The 21,328-nt window shown below is 64.1% G+C and carries 19 protein-coding genes; 13 read left to right on the top strand and 6 right to left on the bottom strand.

Annotated elements, in window-relative coordinates:
* Nucleotides 1–526: 526 nt before the first annotated feature.
* Both clpB and panC read left to right on the top strand, forming a co-directional pair.
* Nucleotides 527–3,073 (top strand): ATP-dependent chaperone ClpB, encoded by a 2,547-nt coding sequence (gene clpB / locus ACX1NL_RS10475; protein ID WP_458898121.1) that lies wholly within the window; start codon nt 527–529, stop codon nt 3,071–3,073.
* Between the two features lie 11 nt (nt 3,074–3,084).
* Nucleotides 3,085–3,879 (top strand): pantoate--beta-alanine ligase, encoded by a 795-nt coding sequence (gene panC, locus ACX1NL_RS10470; protein WP_269511431.1) that lies wholly within the window; start codon nt 3,085–3,087, stop codon nt 3,877–3,879.
* A 23-nt stretch (nt 3,880–3,902) separates the two neighbouring features.
* On the opposite strand, the gene panB is transcribed toward panC, so the two are convergent.
* The gene (gene panB / locus ACX1NL_RS10465) at nt 3,903–4,721 is read right to left on the bottom strand and encodes a 3-methyl-2-oxobutanoate hydroxymethyltransferase (RefSeq protein ID WP_269951842.1); all 819 of its coding nucleotides are present in this window, start codon (nt 4,719–4,721) and stop codon (nt 3,903–3,905) included.
* A 128-nt stretch (nt 4,722–4,849) separates the two neighbouring features.
* Between panB and adhP the strand changes: the two genes are divergently transcribed.
* From adhP to ACX1NL_RS10420, 9 genes are all read left to right on the top strand, one after another.
* Nucleotides 4,850–5,881 carry an alcohol dehydrogenase AdhP gene (gene adhP, locus ACX1NL_RS10460; protein ID WP_239356025.1) on the top strand — a complete coding sequence of 344 codons (1,032 nt, stop codon included), beginning with the start codon at nt 4,850–4,852 and terminating at the stop codon, nt 5,879–5,881.
* 10 nt (nt 5,882–5,891) lie between these two features.
* Nucleotides 5,892–6,314, top strand: coding sequence for a DUF4265 domain-containing protein (locus ACX1NL_RS10455; RefSeq protein ID WP_035000158.1), 423 nt, complete (start codon nt 5,892–5,894; stop codon nt 6,312–6,314).
* Between the two features lie 21 nt (nt 6,315–6,335).
* Nucleotides 6,336–7,178 (top strand): sulfurtransferase, encoded by an 843-nt coding sequence (locus ACX1NL_RS10450; RefSeq protein ID WP_458898120.1) that lies wholly within the window; start codon nt 6,336–6,338, stop codon nt 7,176–7,178.
* A 29-nt stretch (nt 7,179–7,207) separates the two neighbouring features.
* Nucleotides 7,208–8,134: a type III secretion system chaperone family protein gene (locus ACX1NL_RS10445; RefSeq protein WP_448230841.1), complete on the top strand. Its 927-nt coding sequence runs from the start codon at nt 7,208–7,210 to the stop codon at nt 8,132–8,134.
* A gap of 4 nt (nt 8,135–8,138) precedes the next feature.
* A complete protein-coding gene (gene pyrE / locus ACX1NL_RS10440) occupies nt 8,139–8,666 on the top strand; it encodes an orotate phosphoribosyltransferase (RefSeq protein ID WP_458898119.1) in 528 nt (175 codons plus the stop codon).
* The gene (locus ACX1NL_RS10435; RefSeq protein ID WP_458898118.1) at nt 8,611–9,321 is read left to right on the top strand and encodes a TrmH family RNA methyltransferase; all 711 of its coding nucleotides are present in this window, start codon (nt 8,611–8,613) and stop codon (nt 9,319–9,321) included. Before pyrE ends, ACX1NL_RS10435 begins: the two co-directional genes overlap by 56 nt.
* Nucleotides 9,322–9,579: 258 nt before the next feature.
* The gene (locus tag ACX1NL_RS10430; protein ID WP_458898117.1) at nt 9,580–10,776 is read left to right on the top strand and encodes a glycoside hydrolase family 76 protein; all 1,197 of its coding nucleotides are present in this window, start codon (nt 9,580–9,582) and stop codon (nt 10,774–10,776) included.
* 48 nt (nt 10,777–10,824) lie between these two features.
* Nucleotides 10,825–11,859 carry a class II fructose-bisphosphate aldolase gene (gene fbaA / locus ACX1NL_RS10425; RefSeq protein WP_458898116.1) on the top strand — a complete coding sequence of 345 codons (1,035 nt, stop codon included), beginning with the start codon at nt 10,825–10,827 and terminating at the stop codon, nt 11,857–11,859.
* A gap of 298 nt (nt 11,860–12,157) precedes the next feature.
* Complete coding sequence (locus tag ACX1NL_RS10420) at nt 12,158–13,330, top strand: FUSC family protein (protein ID WP_269511407.1); 1,173 nt, start codon at nt 12,158–12,160, stop codon at nt 13,328–13,330.
* Nucleotides 13,331–13,427: 97 nt separating this feature from the next.
* Here ACX1NL_RS10420 and ACX1NL_RS10415 read toward each other — a convergent pair whose 3' ends face one another.
* Both ACX1NL_RS10415 and ACX1NL_RS10410 read right to left on the bottom strand, forming a co-directional pair.
* Entirely contained in the window at nt 13,428–14,300 is an 873-nt protein-coding gene (locus ACX1NL_RS10415; RefSeq protein WP_458898115.1) for a PRC and DUF2382 domain-containing protein, read from the bottom strand.
* Between the two features lie 328 nt (nt 14,301–14,628).
* Complete coding sequence (locus ACX1NL_RS10410) at nt 14,629–15,423, bottom strand: hypothetical protein (RefSeq protein WP_458898114.1); 795 nt, start codon at nt 15,421–15,423, stop codon at nt 14,629–14,631.
* 52 nt (nt 15,424–15,475) lie between these two features.
* Here ACX1NL_RS10410 and ACX1NL_RS10405 point away from each other — a divergent pair, with 52 nt between their 5' ends.
* Nucleotides 15,476–16,765: an adenylosuccinate synthase gene (locus ACX1NL_RS10405; protein WP_458898113.1), complete on the top strand. Its 1,290-nt coding sequence runs from the start codon at nt 15,476–15,478 to the stop codon at nt 16,763–16,765.
* Nucleotides 16,766–16,841: 76 nt separating this feature from the next.
* Entirely contained in the window at nt 16,842–17,129 is a 288-nt protein-coding gene (locus ACX1NL_RS10400; protein ID WP_458898112.1) for a hypothetical protein, read from the top strand.
* Nucleotides 17,130–17,205: 76 nt separating this feature from the next.
* Here the strand turns inward: ACX1NL_RS10400 and ACX1NL_RS10395 are convergent, their stop codons facing one another.
* The 3 genes from ACX1NL_RS10395 to ACX1NL_RS10385 all read right to left on the bottom strand — a co-directional run bounded on the left by ACX1NL_RS10395 (nt 17,206) and on the right by ACX1NL_RS10385 (nt 21,170).
* Nucleotides 17,206–17,973: an ATP-binding protein gene (locus tag ACX1NL_RS10395; protein WP_070771239.1), complete on the bottom strand. Its 768-nt coding sequence runs from the start codon at nt 17,971–17,973 to the stop codon at nt 17,206–17,208.
* Between the two features lie 3 nt (nt 17,974–17,976).
* The gene (istA, locus tag ACX1NL_RS10390) at nt 17,977–19,617 is read right to left on the bottom strand and encodes an IS21 family transposase (RefSeq protein WP_284871047.1); all 1,641 of its coding nucleotides are present in this window, start codon (nt 19,615–19,617) and stop codon (nt 17,977–17,979) included.
* A gap of 539 nt (nt 19,618–20,156) precedes the next feature.
* Nucleotides 20,157–21,170 carry an IS1595 family transposase gene (locus ACX1NL_RS10385; protein WP_458898111.1) on the bottom strand — a complete coding sequence of 338 codons (1,014 nt, stop codon included), beginning with the start codon at nt 21,168–21,170 and terminating at the stop codon, nt 20,157–20,159.
* Nucleotides 21,171–21,328: the final 158 nt, after the last annotated feature.

The raw sequence follows: 21,328 nt of genomic DNA, 5'->3' as shown, positions 1-21,328 counted from the left end.
GCCGCGGCGCAGGATCTTTAAGCCATCCGCGGGGATACGGTTCTGATCGACCGGGCTCGTTTACGGGCTCGTTCTCGTTCCACCCTTGAAGTAGAGCGTCGATACTGTTGCGCAGCTGCACCTCGACCATTCCGGTGGTCGCAGCGACGGCACCGGCCGCCCCAATATTCCATAAATAGAGTTCAAGTGCCTTCGCGTCGGAGCCCCCAGCGACGGTCCGGTATGTATCGAAGCGGGCGTCCGACAAGGCTTTTGTGATAGCCAAGGTGGTTTGCGTTTGCACGAACTCATATTTACACTGGCAACTACAAGACGGGTTAAAATCCGGTATCAATAAGAATCCCCGCTAGGTTTCGCGCCTAGCGGGTTTCTTTGTTGAAGGGGGTATCCCCCGCGTGTGATCTGGTGCGATGCTACTTTGAGCCAACCCCGCGCAACTTTTTTGCCGTTGACAGGAACAGACTCAACTTCTTGTGCGTTACACCTAGTGCGAAACAAACATTAGGCAAGAAAGGACCATGGAATCATGGCGAATAAATACACGCAGAAGACACAGGAGGCCCTGCAGCAGGCGCAGATGCGCGCCTCTGCCGCCGGCAACCCGGAGATGCGCCCGGCGCACGTGCTGGAAGCGCTTTTGAAGCAGGAGGACGGCATCGCCGCCCCGGTGCTCAAGGCCACGGGCGTGGACCCAGACACCGTCGCGCGCGAGGCCAGCGAGCTGATTAGCACCTACCCCAGCGCGCAGGGGCAGAACATGGCCAACCCGGGCATCAACCGGGACCTGCAGACGGCACTGCAACACGCGCAGGATCTCGCGGGCGAGCTTGGCGACGAGTTCGTGTCCGCCGACGTCCTTTTGGCCAGCATCGCAAAGGGCAACGACGACGCCGCTGAGCTGCTGACCAAGCGCGGCGCCACCTTCGAGGCGCTCAAGGAATCCTTCCCGTCTGTGCGTGGCGGCAAGAAGGTGACCACGGAAAACCCGGAAGATCAGTTCCAGGCGCTGCAGAAGTACTCCACGGACCTGACCGCGCGTGCGCGCGAGGGCAAGATCGACCCGGTGATCGGGCGCGATTCGGAGATCCGCCGCGTGGTGCAGGTGCTTTCCCGTCGCACGAAGAACAACCCGGTGCTCATCGGTGAGCCGGGCGTCGGTAAGACTGCGATTGTGGAGGGCCTGGCCCGCCGCATCGTCGCTGGCGACGTGCCGGAGTCGCTCAAGGGCAAGACACTGATCTCGCTGGATTTGGGCTCCATGGTCGCGGGCGCGAAGTACCGGGGCGAGTTCGAGGAACGTCTCAAGGCTGTGCTGGACGAGATCAAGGAGTCCAACGGGCAGATCATCACCTTTATCGACGAGCTGCACACCATCGTTGGCGCCGGTGCCTCCGGCGATTCCGCGATGGACGCCGGCAACATGATCAAGCCGCTGCTCGCCCGCGGTGAGCTGCGCCTGGTCGGCGCGACCACGCTGGACGAGTACCGCCAGTACATCGAGAAGGACGCCGCCCTGGAGCGCCGCTTCCAGCAGGTCTACGTGGGCGAGCCGACGGTGGAGGACACCATCGGCATCCTGCGCGGCCTGAAGGAGCGCTACGAGGTGCACCACGGCGTGCGCATCCAGGACTCGGCGCTGGTGTCGGCGGCGGAGCTGTCTAACCGCTACATCACCAACCGCTTCCTGCCGGACAAGGCCATCGACCTGGTCGACGAGGCCGGCTCGCGCCTGCGCATGCAGATCGACTCCTCCCCGCAGGAGATCGACGAGCTCGAGCGCATCGTGCGCCGCCTGGAGATCGAGGAGATCGCCCTGCAGAAGGAGTCCGACGCCGCCTCCGCGCAGCGCCTGGAGCACCTGCGCGAAGAGCTCGCGGACCAGCGTGAGCGCCTCGGCGAGATGAAGGCGCGCTGGGAGAACGAGAAGGCGGAGGTGAACAAGGTCCAGTCCGCGAAGGAGGAGCTCGAGCGTCTGCGCAACGAGTCCGAGATCGCGGAGCGCGAGGGCGACTACGCCAAGGTTTCTGAGCTGCGCTACGGCCGCATCCCGGAGCTCGAGGCTGAGGTTGCCAAGGTGGAATCCGAGGCCAGCAACAAGACCATGCTGGAAGAGGAGGTCACCCCGGACATCATCGCGGACGTCGTATCCTCCTGGACCGGTATCCCGGCGGGCAAGATGATGCAGGGCGAGACGGAGAAGCTGCTGAACATGGAGTCCGTGCTCGGCGAGCGCGTCGTGGGCCAGAAGGAAGCCGTGGTCGCGGTCTCCGATGCGGTGCGCCGCTCCCGCGCGGGCGTGGCGGATCCGAACCGCCCGATCGGTTCCTTCCTCTTCCTCGGACCCACCGGCGTGGGTAAGACGGAGCTGGCCAAGGCGCTGTCGGAGTTCCTCTTCGACGACGAATCGGCCATGATCCGCATCGACATGTCCGAGTACGGCGAGAAGCACTCCGTCGCCCGCCTGGTCGGCGCCCCTCCGGGATACGTCGGCTTCGACGCCGGCGGTCAGCTCACCGAGGCCGTGCGCCGTCGTCCGTACTCGCTCGTGCTTTTCGACGAGGTCGAGAAGGCGCACCCGGATGTCTTCGACGTGCTTCTGCAGGTCCTGGATGAAGGTCGCCTCACCGACGGCCAGGGTAGGACGGTGGATTTCCGCAACACCGTGGTCATCCTCACCTCCAACCTGGGCGCCGGTGGCAACCGCGAGCAGATCATGGACGCGGTGAAGCACCACTTCAAGCCGGAGTTCATCAACCGCCTCGACGACGTGGTGGTCTTCGACCCGCTGAGCCAGGACCAGCTCGTCGGCATCGTGGACATCCAGCTCGACGGCCTGGCCGAGCGCCTCGCCGCCCGTCGCCTGACCCTCGACGTGTCGGATTCCGCGAAGTCCTGGTTGGCCGAGCGCGGCTACGACCCGGCCTACGGCGCCCGCCCGCTGCGTCGCCTGATCCAGCAGGCCATCGGCGACCGCCTGGCCAAGAAGCTGCTGGCGGGTGAGATCGTCGACGGCGACACGGTCCACGTGGACGTCGCCGACGGCGGCGAGGGCTTGGACGTCACCGCGAGGTAGATAATGGGTGCATGACTCAACTCGTGCACACCCCGGAAGCGCTGGACAGAGCGCTTCCGGACGGCCCCGTCTCACTCGTCCCCACCATGGGCGCGCTGCATAGTGGCCACCTCGCCCTCGTCCGCTCAGCCAAGGCACTGGGCAACCCCGTGGTAGTGAGCATCTTCGTCAACCCGCTGCAGTTCGCGCCGGGCGAGGATTTAGAGAAGTATCCGCGGACGTTGGCTGAGGACGTCGAGAAGCTTGAGGCTCTCGGCGTCGACGCCGTTTTCGCGCCGGCGCCGGAGACGATGTACCCGCACGGACCGCGCACGACGATCCAGCCCGGCCCGCTCGGCGCGGTGCTGGAGGGCGCGACGAGGCCGACGCATTTCGCGGGCGTGCTCACGGTGGTGGCGAAGCTGTTCGCGCTGACCGGCGCAGCGGACGCGTTCTTCGGCGAGAAAGACTACCAGCAGCTCGCGCTGATCCGGCAAATGGTGGATGACCTGCACCTTCCCGTGCGCATCCACGGCTGCCCGATCGTGCGCGACACCGACGGCCTCGCGCTATCCTCGCGCAACCGCTACCTCTCCGCCGAGGAGCGCGAGATTGCCCTTGCCATCCCGCGGGCGCTGGCCACCGGCAGTCTCACCGAAGCGCAGTCGCTTCTCGACGCCACCAAAGGCCTCCACCTCGACTACCTCGTCGCCACCGCCCCCGACATGTCAGATCTGCCGGAGGGGTACACGGGTCCGGCGCGTCTGCTCGTGGCGGCGAAGGTCGGCGCGACCCGTCTGCTGGACAACGCCCCGATCGAGCTCTAGCGCTGCAAGCGACCCGCGCCCTCCTAGAACGTGTGCTCGTCGGCCGGGAACTCCCCGGTGTGCACGGCGCGCTTGTAGTCCGCGGCCGCGGCGGCCAGGTCCGCGCCGACGGTTCCGAAACGGCGCACGAATTTCGCGCGGTGGTCGCCGGCGGGCATGTCCGCCATGTCGTGCCAGACCAGCACCTGGGCGTCGGTGCCTGCACCCGCGCCGATGCCGACGGTCGGGACCGGGCACGAGGCGGTAAGTTCCGCCGCCAAATCCGCGGGCACCATTTCGAAGACCACCATGTCGGCGCCGGCTTGGACGACTGCGTGGACGTCGTCACGCAATTGCTCCGCTCCAGCGTCGCGGCCTTGGACCTTGAACCCGCTCAAGTTGTCCACGGACTGCGGGGTGAACCCCACGTGGGCGCATACCGCAAGACCTGCGTTTTTCAGCGCCCGGATGCGCGGGGCGATCCGCACGCCGCCCTCCAGCTTCACCATGTGGGCGCCGGTGCGGCGCACCAGGTCGGTGGCGGTGCGGACGCATTGCTCGTCGCTCGCCTCGTAGCTCCCGAACGGCAGGTCCATGATCACCAGCGCATTCCCAGCGCCGCGCACGACGGCCGCGCCGAGGAACGCCATCTCGTCCACGGAGACCTGGCTGGTGGTGTCGTAGCCGTAAACCACGTTGGCCGCGGAGTCGCCGACCAGGAGACACTCGATGCCGGCCTGCGCGAACACGCGGGCGGTGGCGTAGTCGTACGCGGTGAGCATCGCCCACTTCTCGCCGTCAGACTTTCTGCGCGCGAAGTCCGCGACGCGCATTTTCTTGGTGGGGGCTAAGTATCCAGTCACGCATGCAGTCTAGACCGACACTTCTATAGCCCGGTCGAATACCAAAATGTTATCTGCGGCTCTACTCGCAATTCTATGTGATCTGTACCATATGACATGTAACTGCATTTCGTCGGAAAGGAGTCCCAATGTCCACCCCAACCGCAATGCGCGCGGCAGTGGCTGAACAGTTCGGTCCCAGCGTCAATGTCAAAGAGATCGATTTGCCCAAGCCGGGCCCGTTTCAAGCACTGGTGAAGCTTCGCGCTTCCGGAATCTGTCACACCGACCTCCATGCTGTCGAGGGGGACTGGCCGGTCAAGCCGCAGCCACCGTTCGTGCCAGGGCACGAGGGCGTGGGCGAAGTTGTGGAGCTCGGGCCAGGAGAGCATTCGGTGAAAGTGGGTGACATTGTCGGCAACGCGTGGCTGTGGTCCGCGTGCGGTGAGTGCGAGTTCTGCCGGACGGGGCGTGAGACGTACTGCAAGCAGGCGGAGTACGGCGGATACACCCAGAACGGTTCGTTCGGTGAATACATGCTGGTGGACACCCGCTATGCTCCTCGAATCCCGGATGGCGCTGACCCAGTTGAGGTCGCACCGATCTTGTGTGCTGGCGTGACCGTCTATAAGGGACTGAAGGAAGCCGAAACTAAGCCGGGCCAGTTCATGGTGATCTCCGGTGTCGGCGGTCTGGGTCATCTGGCGGTGCAGTATGGCGTGGCAATGGGCATGCGAGTCATCGCGGTAGATATTGCGGACGACAAGCTTGAGCTGGCCAAGCAGCTGGGTGCCGAGTTCGCGGTGAACGCAAAGACCACGGACCCAGGCGAGGCGGTGCAGGAGTACACCGAGGGTGGCGCCCACGGCGTGCTGGTCACCGCAGTGCACCCGGACGCGTTCGGACAGGCGATTGCGATGTGCCGCTCCAACGGCGCCATCGTCTTCAACGGCCTGCCGCCGGGGGAGTTCCCGGCGCCGATTTTCGACATTGTCCTGCGCGGCATCACCATCCGCGGCTCCCTGGTGGGCACCCGCCAGGATATGGCGGAAGCGCTGGACTTCTACGCGCGCGGCGAGGTCAAGCCGCACGTGACCGCTTGTGAGCTGGATGATGTCAACGAGGTGTTTGAGAACATGCGCAACGGCAAGATTGCTGGCCGTATGTCGATCAAGTACTAGACTGCCCTGCATGCAGGCAACCACCACGATCCTCACCCGCGTTGCAATCCCGGGCGTTGAGAGCGAGCAGCTGCAGGCGCACCAGATTGGGCAGAATCATTTTGTGGTGGCGAGCGTGCCGTTCGTGGATACGACGCTCGCGATGGGCGACATCGTGGAGTGCGTGACGGTGGGCGGCGCGTTCCACGTGGATCGCGTGGTGGTGCGCGGCGGCGCGTCGACGGTGCGCGTGCTGCCGGAAGACCCCGAGGGCCTGGACCCGGACGAGATCGCCGGCACGCTGCTGGCGTTCGGGTGCCGGGTGGAGCTCGGCCCGGGCGGCATGCTCGCGGCGAGCATCGGCGCGGATTGCCCGCGCGAGGGGATCACCGAGTGGCTCAGCGGCTTGGAGGAGCAGGGCACGATCCAGCTCGCTCCCGGGTACATGGCGTAAAACACCGTTACACTTGCGGCCATGAGCGTCTTTGTCTCCGCCGCTGAACTCAACGAGCGTATCCAGACTGGCCAAAAACAGACCATCATCGCCGCGCTGTGGGAGCCGAAAGCAGGCAAAGCGTGGTCCAAATTCCAATCTGAGCACATCCCGACGGCGCTGTACTGCGACCCGTCGGTGCAGCTCGCCGGCTTGCCCGGCCGCGCGGTGGGCCGCAACCCGCTGCCCAGCATCGACGTGGTGCGTAAAGCCGCCGCGAGCTGGGGCATTGAGGACGGCCGCCCGGTGTACATTTACGACGGAGGCAACGGACTGTTCGCCGCCCGCGCGTGGTGGATCCTGCGCTGGGCCGGGGTCACGGACGTGCACATCCTCGACGGCGGCTTCGCTACCTGGGACGGCGGAGGCTTCCCCACAGTCGCGGGCCCGGGCGGCATCGTCGTCCCGCGCGACGTCAAACTCACCGAGGGCAGCTTGCCGTCCGCAACCATGGAGGACGTCAGGGCATTTGAGGGATTGCTTATCGACGCCAGAGGTGCCCGCCGTTTCCAGGGCCTCCGCGAGATCCTGGATCTGCGCGCCGGGCACATCCCGGGTGCCCGCAACCTGCCGGTGAACGACCTGATCGATCCGGAGACCCACAAGGTGAAGGACACCGACGAGATCCGCGACCGCTTCTCCCAGCTGGGCGTTACCCAGAACACGGACCCGGCCAGCGTGATCACCTACTCCGGCTCAGGCAACCACTCCGCTCTGCTGCTGGCCGCGATGGAGCACGCCGGCCTGCCACTGCTGACGCATTACGTGGGCGGCTGGTCCCAGTGGAGCGGCAACCGCGACAACCCGGTGGCGACGGACATTTAGTGTCGGGCCGCGCGGTAGCATAGTCCGCGATGGTCATCCTGCTGTTCGTTCTCGCACTCGCGGCGCTGCTTGCCGCCGTGGCGCTGTTCGCATCCGACGCCCGCGAGCGCAGCACACAACCCGAAAAACCGGCTAAACCGGCCAAGCCGGCCAAGCCGGCCAAGCCCAGCAAGCGCGCCCGCCGCGCCTGGGCCCGCGAGCACGGCTACGCGTTCGCGTCCAGCGACGACATGCTGGCCAGCGAGTGGTCGCGCGGCGCCGCCGCCGGGGGAGCCTCCGCCCGAAACGTAGCCACAGGGGCCGCCTACGGCCACGACGCGCACGTGGCGGACCTGGGCGAGGCCACCGTCATCGCCATGGGCACCGGCGCGGAAACCAACGCGGTGGTGGACTTCCGCCGCACCGATTTCGCGGCGGAAGGCTCCGACGACCTGGTGGAGCTGGACACGCACCACGGGTTCACGTGTTTTGCTACGCAGGCGGGGGCGGGCCGGAGGTTCGTCGATAGGCGAGTGCTCACCGCGCTCGAACAACTGCCCGCCGCAGTGCAGGCCGTTTGGTTCGAGGGCGCGTGGGCGATCGCGCAGCTGAGCCGCGACGCCACCCCGCAGGACTGGGACGCCACCCTTGCGCCCCTGGCGCTGCTCGCGGACGCGGCCCGGACGCTCCCGCCTCTCGACGATGCTCCGCTCACCCTCCCATTCCCCACCCGCGACATCCCGGGCCAGGCCCCCGCGGCAGAGCCTGAGGCCGAGGATGAGCCGGTGATGCAGCGCCCCGAGGACCCCGTGGAGCTGCCCACCCGCACCACCGGCGGCGAGCGCGGCGAGGTGGCCGACCACACCATCGGCGGCGACGACGTGGAAGCCATCGCCGGCGACGAGCGCCGCGTGGTGGACCTGACCCGGGTGCGCCGCATGCAGGGCCCGAGCTCAATTTTCGACGACAAGGAGTAAAACGATGAAGGAAAAACTCGCTGAGCTGGTCAAAGAGCTGGCAGTGGTGCACGGCAAAGTGACCCTGTCCTCGGGCAAGGAGGCGGACTACTACGTGGATCTGCGCCGCGCGACGCTGCACCACGAGGCCAGCCCGCTGATCGGCCAGCTGCTGCGCGAGCTCACCGACGACCTGGACTTCGACGCCGTCGGCGGCCTCACCCTGGGCGCCGACCCCGTCGCCACCGCCGTCATGCACGCCCCCGGCCGCCCGATCGATTCCTTTGTGGTGCGCAAGGAGGCCAAGAAGCACGGCATGCAACGCCGCATCGAGGGCCCGTCCATCAAGGGCAAGCGCGTGCTGGTGGTCGAGGACACCACCACCACGGGCAACTCGCCGCTCACCGCCGTCGAAGCCTGCCGTGAGGAGGGCGCCGAGGTGGTCGCCGTGGCCACCGTCGTCGACCGCGCGACCGGCGCCGATAAGGTGCTCCGCGATGCCGGCCTGGAGTACCGCTTCCTCCTCGGACTCGAAGACCTCGGCCTTGCCTAATTCGCCTGAAGACGAGCTCCGCGGCCCCACCGAATGGAACGAAGGCCGCCACGGCGTCGGCCCCTGGGAAGGTGAGTGGCCCGACGACCCCCGCCTGGACCCGGAGTTTCTCCGCGACGGTGACCGCCGCAACGTCGTCGACGCGTACCGCTACTGGTCGCTGGATGCGGTCGTGGCCGACCTGGACCAGCGCCGGCACCCGTTCCACGTGGCCATCGAGAACTTCGAAAACGACATGAACATCGGCACCGTCGTGCGCACCGCCAACGCCTTTCTGGCCCGCGAGGTGCACATTGTCGGACGGAAGCGGTGGAACCGGCGCGGCGCGATGGTCACGGACCGCTACCAGCACATCCGCCACCACGAAACGGTTGCCGACCTCATGGAGTGGGCCGCCGCGGAGGGCATCCCGATCGTTGCCATCGACAACACCCCCGGCTCCGTTCCGTTGGAGACCGCCGAGCTGCCCCGCGAGTGCGTCCTGCTGTTCGGCCAGGAGGGCCCCGGCGTGACCGAGGCTGCCCAGGAGGCGTCGGTGATGACCTGCTCGATCGCCCAGTTCGGATCCACCCGCTCCATCAACGCTGGTGTGGCGGCCGGCATCGCGATGCACGCCTGGGTCCGTCAGCACGCGGACCTCTCCCAGGCGTGGTAGCCGAGGGGCGGCCGGCCCCGGTTTTGTACGAATTTACATGCACCAAAACTTATAATCTTCTGACCTGCACGTTCGAAATTGAACAACCGTCCCAATTGTCGATTTGTGCATGTTTCGTTTAGCTGGCCCGCCGCCAGGCCCGCTACCAGACCCGCCGCCAGACCTAACCGAACCCCTAAAACCAGCCGGAACCGGTGAAACGAATCCGGCCACTCTGGCAATATAGGTACGAACCGTTTGAAATTGAGGAGTCCCCCTGTGCCGGAAACGTGGGCGCACCGCGCCGACCTGGCTGAATCTGCCGTAAATGAACGCCACGCGCAAAAGCTCTGGGGTCTGCCCAAGACAAACCTTGCGGTGGTGGCGTGGCCGCCGGGCCCCAAGGACCGCCTGTTTTGGCACTGGCACTACTGGTGGCAGGCCCAGTACCTGGACTGCCAGGTCGACGCCGCCGCCCGCCGCGAAACCAAGGCTCGCCGCCGCCGGATCGCGGACACGCTGCGCGGGGTGCAGCGCCGCAACCGGGGCAAGCTGCTGACCAACGTCCACTACGACGACAAGGCGTGGCTGGCCCTGGCATGGAACCGCGCGACCCGCATCGGCGGGATCAAACGCAACCGCCACCTGGACGACCTGGAGTTTGACCTGCTCGCGGGCATCGACCCGGTGACGGGCGTGCTGCCGTGGCGAAGCGGCGAGACGTTCTACAACGTGCCGTCGAACGCCACCGCGGCGCTGCTTTTCGCCCGCACCGGCCGCCTGGATAAGGCGCGCGAGATTGTGGACTGGATCTTCGACAACCTGGTGCGTGAGGACGGTCTGCTTGACGACGGCATCCGGATGCGCATGAGCGGACCGGAGGTCGTCGATAAGGTGTACACCTACAACCAGGGCACCGCCCTCGGCGCGAGCCTCGAGATCGCACTCGCGCTGCGCGAAGACGTCGGCCTGGCGCACGACGAGCAGATCGACTCCTTCGTCTACTCGGAGCGCGCGGACGCGTCGATGTTCTACATCACCCACATCCGCGCGATTGTGCAGGCGATTGCGCTGCACCTGGCCACCCCGCAGGGCGTGCTGCTGAGCCCGCCGGAGGAGTCCGGGGAGGGCGACGGCGGCCTGTTCAAGGGCATCCTCGCGCGCTACCTGGCGGAGGTCGCCCTTCGGCTGCCGGAGGATTCGAAGGAAAACGTCGCCACGCGCAAGATCGCGGCGCGGCTGGTCATGCAGTCGGCGGAGTCGCTCTGGTCGCACCGCCTGGAGGTCGACGGCCTGCCGGTGTTTGCCGCGGAGTGGACCCAGGATGCGAAGTTGCCGCACAACTACGGGCTCGGGCCTTCGTCGATAAGCGAGGCGGTGGGGCTCGTGCGTATCGACGAGCGCGACCTGTCCGTCCAACTTTCCGGCTGGATGCTGCTGGAGGCGGCGGCGAGGGTGGCTGCAGCGCAGGCGTAAAAGGGGCATACTGGAGGCGTAACTGCAACCCCTAGCAGGAGGATTTCCATGCCTATCGCAACCCCCGAGGTCTACAACCAGATGCTGGACACCGCCAAGAAGGGCGGCTTCGCGTTCCCGGCGATCAACTGCACCTCCTCGGAGACCATCAACGCGGCAATCAAGGGTTTCGCCGAGGCGGAGTCTGACGGCATCATCCAGTTCTCCACCGGCGGCGCCGAGTTCGGCTCCGGCTTGGGCGTGAAGAACAAGGTTGCGGGCGCGAAGGCGCTGGCGGCGTTCGCGCACGAGGTGGCGCAGCACTACGACGTCAACATCGCCCTGCACACCGACCACTGCCAGAAGGAGGTGCTGGACGACTACGTCCGTCCGCTCATCGCCATCTCCCAGGAGCGTGTGGACCGCGGCGAGCTGCCGCTGTTCCAGTCCCACATGTGGGACGGCTCCGCTGTGCCGATCGACGAGAACCTCGAGATCGCGCAGGAGCTCCTGGCTAAGGCGCACGCGGCGAACATCATCCTCGAGGTGGAGATCGGCGTCGTCGGCGGCGAGGAGGACGGCGTCGAGGCGAAGGCCGGCTCGAACCTGTACACCAACGAAGCCGATTTTGAGAAGACCGTCGATGCCCTCGGCACCGGCGAGAACGGCCGCTACCTGCTGGCCGCCACCTTCGGCAACGTCCACGGCGTGTACAAGCCGGGCAACGTGAAGCTGCGTCCGGAGGTCTTGGACATGGGCCAGAAGGTCGCCGCCCGCAAGCTCGGCCTGGACGAGGGTGCGCAGCCGTTCGACTTCGTCTTCCACGGCGGCTCCGGCTCCGAGAAGGAGAAGATCGAGGAGGCCCTGCGCTACGGCGTGATCAAGATGAACGTGGACACCGACACCCAGTACGCGTTCACCCGCCCGGTCGCGGCGCACATGTTCTCCAACTACGACGGCGTGCTCAAGATCGACGGCGAGGTGGGCAACAAGAAGACCTACGACCCGCGTTCCTACCTGAAGAAGGCCGAGCAGGCCATGTCCGAGCGCGTCATCGAGGCGTGCCAGGACCTCCACTCCGTGGGCAAGTCCGTGTCCAAGTAAGCATTTGCTTCTCGACGAACCTCCGGCCATCCCCGGAGGTTTTCCTTTTGCCCTGTTTCGGTCTGGTGCGAACTTTCCCGGGCGCGAACCACACCAGCCCCAACAGCTTCCTGCGCCACACCCGCCCCAGGCCTCGGGTCAGTGTTTGTAAAAGATTACATGCGCGACGTCTTATAGCCTCCTGACCTGCAACAATAAATCTGCACACTCGTCCAGGATGTCGACTTTTGCACGTTTCGTTTAGGCCTCAACCGTTCTCATGCCCGACCGGTTCCCCTCCCGCCTAGACTGTCTAACCATGGCGAAGCAGAGGATGGGTACGCGGGAGCGTCTTCAGCTGGTGGACAAATCGGTGCAGGCGCGCCTGAAACGCGTGCGCAAGCGTCTGCTCCCGATCCTGCAGATCGGCCTCGCGGCCGGACTGGCGTACTTCCTGGCACGCGACGTCGCCGGACACCCGCGCCCGTTCTTCGCACCGATCAGCGTGGTCATCATCATCGGCATGACGGGCGGGGACCGAGTGTCCAAATCTGTGGATATGGCGCTCGGCTGCATCCTTGGTGTGCTGGTTGGCGACCTCATCTTTTACCGGCTCGGCGACGGCGGCTGGCAGATCGCCGTGATCGTCGCTGGTTCGCTGCTTATTGCGTCGTTTTTCTCCAGTTCGATCCTGGTGAACAACCAGGCCGCGATCGGCGCGATCCTAATCGCCACGATCATGCCGCCGGGCGCGGAGGTTACGGGTATCGACCGCACCGTGGACGCGATCATCGGCTGCCTGGTCGCCTTGGCTACTATCGCGCTGATCCCGCAGGCGCCGATGCAGTCGGCCCGCGCGGAGGTGTCCAAGGTGCTGGGCATCATGTCGTCGGTGCTCGACGACGTCTCGGACGGACTGCGCGACAACGACCCCGCGAGCATCGACGAGGCTCTCGACCTGATCCGCGGCACCCAGACCGGCATCGACGACCTCGCCGCCGCCATCAAGGCCGGCCAGGAAACGTCGCGGGTCTCGCCGTTTTTGTGGGGCACGCGCCGCTACATTAATTCGCTCGCGCGCGTGATCCCGCCCGTCGATAATGCGGTGCGCACGACTCGAGTCCTGGCGCGCAGGGCGGGCGTGCTTGCAGACGACAACGATTCCGCCACCCCCGCCCAGATCCAGCTTCTGGACACCCTTTCCCAGGTCTGCCTGGAGCTTTCCGAGGTCTACGACGTCAACTCCCGCGTCGCCCAGGCCACCGTGATCCCGCAGTGCGTGAACGAGCTGCGCCAGGCCGCGCAGGAGGCCGGCATGGACGTCATCCCGGAAAACGGCGTGCTGTCCGCGTACGCGATCTTGGCGCAGACCCGCTCGCTGATAGTGGACCTGCTGATGGTGTGCGGCATGTCCCACGAGTCGGCGCTCGCGGCGTTGGCACCCACCTCGCAGACGCCGAAGGTCGAGCCGGAATCGTTCGACTTCGACTAGCGGGCGTTGGGTTTGGCAGCCCAAACCAACCCGCACAGCGAAAACCCCGACTGGGAGGAAATCCCAGCCGGGGTTTGTGGCGCTTAGCGCGTAGTGTTTAGCGCTTGTTGACGTCGCCCTCGACGTCGCCCTCGACGACGCCGTCGGTCTCGAAGCGCTCCTTGCGGACCTCCTCGGAGACGCGCTCGGTGTCGCGGACGGTGTCCTTCTCCAGGGAGACCTTCTCCACCGGGACGGACTCCTTGGAAACGTTCACGCGGTCCTCGGAGAGGGTGACGGAAGCTTCCTGCTCGCCGATGTTGCCGTCGTAGTTGGCGCGGTCAGCGTCGGTGATCGGCTCGCGGACAACGCGGACCTCTTCGCGCTCAACCGGGACCTCGACGGTCTCGGTCTCGTTGACCACGTACTTGCGCAGGCGGACCTGGCCGGACTCGACGCGGTCCTTGGAGACGTTCAGCTGCTCCTCGGAGCGGATGATCTCGCCGTTGTCTGCGACGTCGCGACGGTCGGTGTCGGCGAACTCGCGGCGCTCAGCGTCGACGTCGGTCTCAACGTCGCGGCGCTCGCCAGCTGCGTAACCAGCACCTGCACCGGCAGCGCCTGCGGCACCAGCCTGTGCGAAGCGGTTGTCGGTCTCGTAGGTGGTGACGTCCTGGGTGTTCTCCAGGCCGTAGTGGCGGTAGAACGCGTCCTGGTCCTCGGTGGTGAGGTGGCCGTTCTCGTCCAGGTCCGGTGCGTCCTCGATGCGCTCCTTCGGGAATGCGAGGTGCAGCTCGCCGTCGCGCAGGCTGTGGCCGCGCAGCGGGACGATGGAGTCGCCGCCACCGAAGAGACCGTGGTTGACGGAAACGAAGTCCGGCTGGCCGGTGGTGTCGTTGACGTAAACGTCCTTGACGCCGCCAACCTTGTCGCCGTCGACGTCGTATGCGGTTGCGTTTGCGAGGTCCTCGATGCGGTTGAAGTCAGCCATGATTTCTCCTTAAAAGTTTTGGCTAGTAAATTTATTTTGCTACCGCGGTTTCCGTCTGAAGCGGTCCTTGCGGGAACAAAAACGAATGTAGGGAAGACCCCACCGGCACGTTTGGACGACCGTTCAAAAACGCCCCCTAGAACAAAAGTTCGAGCGACAAACCCGCCCGCTTCATGTAGCCCCCGTCGCAACCCCCTGACGTGGGCCTTTGCCTATCGACGTCACGCAAACCGCCAAAACCCACAACAAGGCTCAATACCGACGAGGTAACGAAACGCTAACCAAACGCCACAAAATTCCCACTGTGAGATAACTCACATTTGGGAATCTAGCCCTCGCGGACGCTCTGAATGTCGCGCAGATGGCGGTAGAACGTGACGCGGGAGACTGTGCGTGGGCGACGGATGCCGTCGATAAGCACGGCGATTTCCTCGCCCCCTGATTGCAGCGCGCGGCCCGCGAGCACCCGGGAGGCGTCGGTGCGGCGCACGGGCTGTCGCCGCAGGAAGCGGCGCGTGGGCACGAGCGGGCTGACAAACGGCACCGCGACCAGCCCGGGCGCGTCTACGGTGGGTACGAGCCGCGCCCCGAACTCGCTGCCGCCGACGAGCACCTCGGAGTCCACGACAATTTCGCCCACGTACGGCGCGGAGCCGTCGCCAGTAAACAGCTCGGCGGAACCCGCGACCACCTCGCCGAAGTCCGTGCGTATGCAGGGCATCGGCCGCACCGCCCCCTCGACCGCGAGCGCCGCATCGCCGGCGCCCCACATCACGGCCGCGGGCGATTGCCTATCGACGGGCACGTACCCGACCTCCACCCACATCACATCCGCCCGCATCAGGCGGGTGAGCACGAGCCCCAAGGCGCGGTCGTCGCCGGAGACCACCACGCGCACCGGCTCGGCGGGCCGCTGCGGCGCAAACGATGGTTCGCCCAGGTGTGAGACGCTGGGGCTGGCCTGGATCTCATCCAGCGACGGCGTGGGGTCCTCCGGCAACACCTCGCGCGCGATATCCGCCAGAAACTTCAGGTCCCGCTGGCCGGGGTGCTGCGGAAGATCGAAGCGCTGGGCGCCGGGGATGACTGGCGCGTCGCCGCACGCGCAGTGGATGAGCCGCATGGCGCTCACGCTACAATATGGCCGTTATTGCGCCATACATAAGGAGTGTGCGATGTCCGCCATCATCATTGTGGGCGCCCAATGGGGCGACGAAGGCAAAGGCAAAGCGACCGACATCCTCGGCGGCAAGGTCGATTACGTGGTTAAACCCAACGGCGGCAACAACGCGGGCCACACCGTTGTGGTGGGTGGGGAGAAGTACGAGCTGAAGCTGTTGCCCGCCGGCGTGCTCAGCGAGAACGCCACCCCGATCCTCGGTAACGGCGTGGTGGTGAACCTGGAGGCGCTGTTCGAGGAGATCGACGGCCTGGAGGCCCGCGGTGCCAACGCGTCCCGCCTGAAGGTCTCCGCCAACGCGCACCTGGTGGCCCCGTACCACCAGCAGCTGGACCGCGTGCAGGAGCGCTTCCTGGGCAAGCGCGCCATCGGCACCACCGGCCGCGGCATCGGCCCCACCTACGCCGACAAGGTCGCGCGCGTGGGCCTGCGCGTGCAGGACGTCTTCGACGAGTCCATCCTGCGCCAGAAGATCGAGTCCGCGCTGGATGTGAAGAACCAGATGCTGGTGAAGATGTACAACCGCCGCGCGATCTCCGTGGAGGAGACCATGGACTACTTCGGCCGCTACGCCGAGCGTCTCGCGCCCATGGTGGTGGATGCGGAGCGTGTGCTTAACGACGCCCTCTCACGCGGCGAGCACGTCCTCATGGAAGGCGGCCAAGCCACGATGCTGGATGTGGACCACGGCACCTACCCGTTTGTGACCTCCTCCAACCCCACCGCCGGCGGCGCCTGTGTGGGTTCCGGCATCGGCCCGACCCGCATCACCGGTGTGCTTGGCATTATTAAGGCGTACACCACCCGCGTCGGCGCAGGCCCCTTCCCCACGGAGCTGTTTGATAAGTGGGGCGAGTTCCTCCAGGTCACCGGCGGCGAGGTGGGTGTGAACACCGGTCGCGTGCGCCGCACCGGCTGGTACGACAGCGTGATCGCCCGCTACGCCTCTCGCGTCAACGGCTTCACGGACCTGTTTTTGACCAAGCTGGACGTGCTCACCGGCATCGGCGAGATCCCGATTTGCGTGGCCTACGACGTGGACGGCGAGCGTTTCGATGAGATGCCGCTGACGCAGACCGACTTCCACCACGCCGAGCCGATCTACGAGACCATGCCGGCCTGGGACGAGGACATCACCGTGTGTCGGGAGTTCTCGGATCTTCCCCAGAAGGCGCAGGACTACGTGCTGCGCCTGGAGGAGCTCTCCGGTGCGCCGATCTCCTACATCGGCGTCGGACCGGGCCGCGACCAGACCATCGTGCGACACGACGTGATGGAGCGGTAGCGGGGTTCAGCGCCGTTGGCGGTAGTTGCAAAAGTCTCAGCAACTCCTTGGAGTCGAGCTTCCGGGTCTGTCCAGCATGGTTGGCGACGTCAACGCCCAGCTGCAGCAGCAGATCGGCCTGTTCAACCCGGAGGTTGCAGTCCAGGTGGATGTGATTAACCAGCAGCTGGCTCAGTACGGCACCGATCTCGGTACCGTCGCTGGCGCACTGGCTCTGATCGCGGCTGGCATCCTCGCTGGCACGATCATCTACGACGCGTGTGCTCCGGAGGGCTCCCAGAGCTCCGTGAACGAGCTGCGCCTCGAGGGTTCCTCCGGCAAGACCTACGCCGGTTCCTCCAAGATGTTTAGACCACGTGTTTAGTAACGGTGTGGTGAGTTTCGGGTAACGCCCGGGTGAGTATCGAGTAACACCCGGGCGTTTAGGTTGGTAGCGGGGGTTATTGGGTCAGTCGCATGTTGGTGCCTTCGAGTGTGATGATTTCGGCGCCGGCGACGAGTCGGTTGAGTATTGACTCGGCGATGACGGCGTCGGGGATGGATTTGTACCACTCGTCGGGTGTGAACTGGGATGTCACGATGGTCGATCCGCGGGGTTCGCGTTCTGCGAGGATATTGAGCAGTTGGTGTGCGGTGGCGGCATCGATTGGGGTGGTGAGGAAGTCGTCGAGGACTAACACGTCTGTGTTGTGTAGGTCTTCGAGGAACGTGATGCGGGCTGGGTCGTCGTGTTTGAGCACGGCGAGGTGGTTGGCGAGTGTGTCGGTGCGGAAGAAGCGTGCGGAGTAGTCATTTCTGCACGCCGCGGTGAGTAGTGCTTGGGCGAGGTAGGTTTTGCCGACGGAGGATTTGCCCAGGATGACAATGTTTTGTGCGCTTTGGCACCATTGGCAGTGAGCGAGTCGGGTGATTTGCTCTTTGTTAATGGTGCGGCCGGGCGTGTAGGTGATGTCTTCGATACAAGCATCGGGATTTGGCGATCGGGATGCTTTGAGCAGTTTGTTGACTCGCCTCTCACGCTTGGCCGCTACCTCTTTATCGAGTGCGTAGAGCACTTTGTCGGAGAAGCTCCAGTCGTCGAATGCGGGATCGGCGGCGATGTCGATGACGCTTTGTCCGAAGGCGGTCATGCGTAGATCGGTAAAGATCGGCAGGACTGATTCGTCGAGGAAGCGGGCGGATGATGATGCTGGTTGCGGGTGGGGCATGGGTTATGCAGATCCTTTCTTGGTGAGGTTTTCGAGGCTGAACTGGGCAGCACCACCGAGGTAGGCGCCGCGGGTGTCACGCGCTGTCGGGGCAGGCGCACCGTCAGCGGGTCTGCCGGTTAATTGATCGATTGGCAGGTCAGCACCTGTAGGTCGTGTGGAGGTGTCTTTGCGCACGGCGGCCATCATGTTTTTCACCGCGGTATACGACACAGCACGCCTTCTGCCGTCGGTGGACACCAAACGTCTGCAGGCTTCTTCGAGGATTGGCTTGTTGGCGTGTTTGCCCATGTTGAGCACGTTGCGGCACGCTTGGTACGCCTGGGCAGGGATCGCTTTAGCTTCGATGAGCTCGGCAATTACCTGGCGGGTGGCCGGCCCGATCTTGGAGGCTTCGCGCAGGAAGTACTCACTTGTCCACAACCCACGGGTATCACCCAGGTTCGCCGGTATGTGGTCGGTGTCGGTGACATACACCCCGCGGGCACGCGCGAGTTGGTGTCTGGCCACACGCTGCCCGGCGTCGAAGACGGCGAGACTGTCACCGGTGATGCGCACATCCACGGTGCGGCCCACCAGCTGGTGCGGTACCGAGTAATGCGCGTTGTGCACTCTGATGTGGAAATTGGGTGCGACTTTGGCGCGTTTCCATTCGGTGCGCTGCCACGGTGTTGCAGGCAGCGCGGTGAGCACGTCGCGTTCGAACTGATCAAACAATGCGCGTCTGCTCGTCGCATTGCCGCGAAACGGCGTGGCAGCGTTGATCCCATCGACCAGGGCGGTGATTTTCGCGTTGAGCTCGTCTATCCCGACGCACTGGTGGCCATCGAGTGCGTGGATGACGTTTTGGGTGACGATCTTGACTGCGGCTTCGACGCTGGCCTTGTCTTTGGGTCGTTTCGCCCGAGCCGGCAATGCGGCGGTGTTGTAGTGCTCCAAAAACTCCTCGTAGGTGGAGTTGACCCGACGATTTTTGTCCGCGGCACTAATCGCGTTCGAGGCTGTCGAGGCGTTATCTGGCACGATGACCTCGGCAACCCCGCCGAAGTACTCAAACGCGCGGATATGAGCTGCAAGCCATGCGTCCTGGCGCTCATCCGCGCACGCGCAGGCGAACACCATGCCTGAATACGGCAGCGAGGCGACAAAGATACTGACCTTCGATCCTTGCCCGCCGGTGGGGTCACACAGCCGCATCTTTGTGCCTGCCCAGTCCACCTGCATCGTATGGCCTGGGGCATGGGTGATCCTGGCGGTCAGCCCAGCTGCATCAACGTGTTGGGCCACAAGCTGGCGAAACCGCTCGTAGCTGTAATACCGCTGGCCTGGGTCCGCAGGCTGTGCGGTGTAGCGGCCCCACAGTACCTGCAGGGTCACCTTGTTGCGCCCGGTGCGTGCCTTGGCGACAGCGTCGAAATCGATCGGGACGAAATCGCCCTGAGCATGGCTGCGCCCGTCGACGAACCAGTCCACCAGCTCATGATCCGCAACCCCACGAAGTTGCTCACGGGTTGTGATGTTGTGTTCCACCAGCGCATCGCGTGCTTTTTGCACCGTGGTGTGCGAGCACCGCAGACTCGAACAGATTTGGCGGACAGACCAGCCTTTGAGCACTTGATCCATTACCGCCCGGTAGTCAGTCACAATCAGACTCCTCTGGTAACGCCGCGTGCCCTGAAGTCACGCGGTCACCAGAATCCTCCCCCGGACTGTTACTGGATGCTCACCAATGCGTTACTCGATACTCACCACGGTGTTACTAGATACGACCGCGTAACATCCAAGAAGGAGGAGAAGGCGGCGAAGTAGGGTTCTTCTGAGAAGAAGTAGCCTCGGCTAAGCCCAGGTTGGCCCCCGCGCTCCCGCGAGGGAGGGTGGGGGCCTTTGCCTATCGACGCCCCTCCGGCCACCCCCATAAGGTGCTGTGTTCAACCAAGATTGACATAGATACCCGGCGCACCCCCGCCACCAGCGACAACCCAAAACGGTGACACGTCTACAGATGGGGAGCGCCCGCGCCAAAACCTATCGAACAAACTTTCGTTACCTAATATGCAATGTGAACGCTACCTGCGAAAACCTTAGCACGCACATTGTATGTTTTGCCAACTTAACACTGCTTTACGCCACGTTTCATATTGATTTAGAACAGAGGGACAGCGCGCAATTATTGAACACTCATTCTAGTCAATCCCCGAAATTGTTCGTCGGGTCAATCCGTCCATAGGTGGAATATCGCCCCCGCGCATAGATGAACGATGAACGGTGTAGTGCGAATCATGCACAATCCCCATCGTTTCGCGCTCCGTGTTGTTTTCCAACCACTCTTGCCAACACAGGTAGCGGTCTAGGTTCTTGGAAGCAACGTTGGAGAATTTACGCATGAAACGCTTGGTCTTAGAGTGCAAAGAGTTGATAGGTGCAAGTTCTTTACGCCCCTTGCGAGAATCGTAGGCGTGGTGGGTAGCGCCCAATTCTTTTAACGCGGTGACATAACCCGCGCCCTTGTCGGTCACGATAGTTGCGCCCGGTTGCACAATGTCACCTAAGACTAAACGCGCGTCATCTTTTGATAGGGAAGAATAACCCGCTATTTGGTGGAAGATAGCGCCCGTGGAAGTCACGCCCATAACCACGCAAATTTGTGACTTAGATTGTGATTTATCCTTACGTCGCTTATCCCCGCCACGTTTCTTCGCGCGTGTTCCTTTAGGCGGGGTCGTTCCCTTGATATTCACCGGGAAAAACGTTTCATCAATATAGGCGGTCGTACCCTTATGCACCGTCACTTTTTTAACGTGCTTTTCCACTAGTTCAAGTACGCGGTGGCGCATGAAAAACGCGGTTTGGATACTTACCCCGCAACGTTGTGCAGAACGTCGCACGGTTACACCGTCGATAAAGCACTCAAGGAACTTTTTCCACGTCTCCAGCGGAAGCTTAGAGGACTTAATCACCTTGTTCGTGGTGTGTCCGAAAGTGCGCTCGCACCCCTTGCATAGGTATCGCTGTCCCGTTTTGGTACGCCCCTTTTTCACAATGCCCTCATGTTCGCAACGGGGACATTGTTTGGGTACGTCCTCGTATTCCGGTTCTTGCAATAGTTGTTCAAGTTCGGAGATAAGGCGTGCGCGTTCATCAGGGGAGACACTGCCAATTGTCTCTTTCACCTGCGTAATTAGGTCTGTTTGCTTCATGTCTGTAACTCTACAACCCGCCCCGACGTGGTTTATTCCCGTTTAGAACGTGTGTTCTACCATCTTTTTGGTGTGGGGTGGGTCACAATGTCAATCTTGGTAGAACACAGCACCCATAAGGGTGAAAAACGCAGCGCTGCGTCACATTCTTACTCGAA

The organism is Corynebacterium sp. CQ3829_602738 (assembly GCF_054478435.1).
Note: the sequence above shows the minus strand (reverse complement) of the source record. Positions and strands in the feature narration are given on the sequence as shown.

Bases quoted from the DNA above. Each gene is read 5' to 3' on its own strand.
- ACX1NL_RS10435 (WP_458898118.1), top strand. From the start codon at position 8,611: ATGCCGGCCTGGAGTACCGCTTCCTCCTCGGACTCGAAGACCTCGGCC.
- ACX1NL_RS10395 (WP_070771239.1), bottom strand. From the start codon at position 17,973: ATGCCCCACCCGCAACCAGCATCATCATCCGCCCGCTTCCTCGACGAA.
- ACX1NL_RS10455 (WP_035000158.1), top strand. From the start codon at position 5,892: ATGCAGGCAACCACCACGATCCTCACCCGCGTTGCAATCCCGGGCGTT.
- panC (WP_269511431.1), top strand. From the start codon at position 3,085: ATGACTCAACTCGTGCACACCCCGGAAGCGCTGGACAGAGCGCTTCCG.
- ACX1NL_RS10385 (WP_458898111.1), bottom strand. From the start codon at position 21,170: ATGAAGCAAACAGACCTAATTACGCAGGTGAAAGAGACAATTGGCAGT.
- ACX1NL_RS10445 (WP_448230841.1), top strand. From the start codon at position 7,208: ATGGTCATCCTGCTGTTCGTTCTCGCACTCGCGGCGCTGCTTGCCGCC.
- clpB (WP_458898121.1), top strand. From the start codon at position 527: ATGGCGAATAAATACACGCAGAAGACACAGGAGGCCCTGCAGCAGGCG.
- ACX1NL_RS10415 (WP_458898115.1), bottom strand. From the start codon at position 14,300: ATGGCTGACTTCAACCGCATCGAGGACCTCGCAAACGCAACCGCATAC.
- ACX1NL_RS10450 (WP_458898120.1), top strand. From the start codon at position 6,336: ATGAGCGTCTTTGTCTCCGCCGCTGAACTCAACGAGCGTATCCAGACT.
- ACX1NL_RS10420 (WP_269511407.1), top strand. From the start codon at position 12,158: ATGGCGAAGCAGAGGATGGGTACGCGGGAGCGTCTTCAGCTGGTGGAC.
- ACX1NL_RS10410 (WP_458898114.1), bottom strand. From the start codon at position 15,423: ATGCGGCTCATCCACTGCGCGTGCGGCGACGCGCCAGTCATCCCCGGC.
- fbaA (WP_458898116.1), top strand. From the start codon at position 10,825: ATGCCTATCGCAACCCCCGAGGTCTACAACCAGATGCTGGACACCGCC.
- adhP (WP_239356025.1), top strand. From the start codon at position 4,850: ATGTCCACCCCAACCGCAATGCGCGCGGCAGTGGCTGAACAGTTCGGT.
- ACX1NL_RS10405 (WP_458898113.1), top strand. From the start codon at position 15,476: ATGTCCGCCATCATCATTGTGGGCGCCCAATGGGGCGACGAAGGCAAA.
- ACX1NL_RS10400 (WP_458898112.1), top strand. From the start codon at position 16,842: ATGGTTGGCGACGTCAACGCCCAGCTGCAGCAGCAGATCGGCCTGTTC.
- pyrE (WP_458898119.1), top strand. From the start codon at position 8,139: ATGAAGGAAAAACTCGCTGAGCTGGTCAAAGAGCTGGCAGTGGTGCAC.